2 protein-coding genes are annotated in these 1,877 nt (G+C 72.0%); one reads left to right on the top strand and one right to left on the bottom strand.

Going from position 1 to position 1,877, the window contains the following annotated elements:
* The first annotated feature begins 308 nt into the window (after nucleotides 1-308).
* Nucleotides 309-680 (top strand): ribbon-helix-helix domain-containing protein, encoded by a 372-nt coding sequence (locus tag B8460_RS11950; RefSeq protein WP_206742649.1) that lies wholly within the window; start codon nucleotides 309-311, stop codon nucleotides 678-680.
* Here the strand turns inward: B8460_RS11950 and argJ are convergent.
* On the bottom strand, nucleotides 668-1,877 hold a 1,210-nt coding region (gene argJ, locus B8460_RS11945; RefSeq protein ID WP_241771175.1), incomplete at its 5' end, for a bifunctional glutamate N-acetyltransferase/amino-acid acetyltransferase ArgJ. The genes B8460_RS11950 and argJ overlap by 13 nt on opposite strands.

Below are 1,877 nucleotides of genomic sequence, written 5' to 3'. Positions count from 1 at the left end.
CCGACCGCGCCCGCCGGCGCGCCCTGTCCGGCCGGTCACGACGCCTGACGCGGTGGCGTGCCGCGCCCCCGGGCGCCCTGCACGCGTGGGATGTGTCTGATAGGTGATGACCAATGGTGGCGGGCACCTTTCGCCGCAGCCCGCCACCTGAACGGTAGGTTGCAGCCCTGTAATGTCCGATCGGATGCGGTCGGGGCGATCACGTTTGTACGTCCTGCCTGCATTTGTACGCCCCGCCTGCATCCGTACGTCCGGCCCGTTCGTAAGCCCGCCAATCGAGTAACGGGAGGCCATTGGACGTGTACATGATGAGGTCAGAGGACGGGACCCCGGGCGGCGCGCGCGAGAGCCGGCTCGTCAACCGCAACGTCGTCGCCGGTCGCGGACGCACCAGCATGCGCCTGGAGCCGGAACTGTGGGAGGCGCTGGCGGAGATCTGCGAGCACGAGGACACCGATATCGGCGAGCTGATCCGCCGGATCGAACGTGCCGCGCCGTCAGGCAGCCGCACCAGCGCAGTACGTGTCTACATCGTCCGCTACTACCGCGAGGCGGCGGCCGAGGCGCGCCATCGGGCCGGCGGCCATGCCTCCGGCCATACGGTCCACGGACACGCGGGCGATGGGCCGGCGAACGGGTCCCACGGCGCCGCCGCCGCGGGAGCCGTTCACGATCGGTAACTGCCGTTGATGTCGATATAGCCGTGCGTCAGGTCGCAGGTCCAAACCCGCGCCTGACCACGACCGAGCCCGAGATCGATGACGATCTCGATCTCGCGCCCCCGCATGTGGGCGACGACCGGCGTCTCGTCGTATCCCGGCACGACGCCGCCGTCGCGGGCCATCCACACGCCGCCGACCGCGATCGACAGACGGTCGCGGTCGGCCGGCTCCCCGGCCTTGCCCACGGCCATCACGATGCGGCCCCAGTTGGCGTCCTCGCCGGCGATCGCCGTCTTGACCAGCGGCGAATTGGCGACCGCCAGGGCGATCCGCTTCGCCGAGCGCGCGGTGGTCGCGCCCGTCAGGTCGATCTGCACCAGCTTCTGCGCGCCCTCGCCGTCGCGCACGACCATCAGCGCGAGGTCGTGCAGCACCGCATCGAGGGCATGGGCGAAGTCGCGCAGCGCGCCGCCGGCCGCCGCCGTGATCCGCGGATGGCGCGCCTGCCCGGTCGCGAACAGCAGGACCGTGTCGGAGGTGGAGGTGTCGCTGTCCACCGTCGTGCAGTTGAAGGTCTTGGCGACCCCGCGTGACAGCAGCCGCTGCAACACCTCGGCCGGCAATTTCGCGTCGGTGAACACGTAGCAGAGCATGGTCGCCAGATCGGGCGCGATCATGCCGCTGCCCTTGGCGATGCCGGTGATACGCACCTCCGTCCCGCCGATCCGCGCCGTGCGCGTCGCGGCCTTGGGGAAGGTGTCGGTGGTCATGATGCCGCGCGCCGCCGCCTCCCACCCGTCGGGTGAGAGGGCGGCATGCAGCGCCGGCAGCGCCGCGATCAGCCGCGCATGGGGCAGCACCTCGCCGATCACGCCGGTGGAGCCCAGATAGACGTGCTTTGCCGGGCAGCCGGCGAGTTGCGCCGCCGCCTTGGCCGTGGCGACGCAGGCCTCGCGGCCCGCGCGGCCGGTGAAGACGTTGGCGTTGCCGGCATTGACGACCAGCAGCCGCGCCCGTCCCGCCGGCAGTGCGGCGCGGCACCAGTCGACCGGCGCGCCGGGGCATTTGTTGCGGGTGAAGACGCCGGCGACGGTAGTGCCCGCCGCCAGCTCGGCCATCATCACGTCGGTGCGGCCCGCATAGCGGATGCCGGCTGCCGCCGCGCCGAGGCTGACGCCCGCGAGGGGCGGCAGCGGCGGCAGCGGCACCGCGAGC

The sequence above is a fragment of the Acidisphaera rubrifaciens HS-AP3 genome (genome assembly GCF_000964365.1).
Taxonomy (GTDB): domain Bacteria; phylum Pseudomonadota; class Alphaproteobacteria; order Acetobacterales; family Acetobacteraceae; genus Acidisphaera; species Acidisphaera rubrifaciens.
Note: the sequence above shows the minus strand (reverse complement) of the source record. Positions and strands in the feature narration are given on the sequence as shown.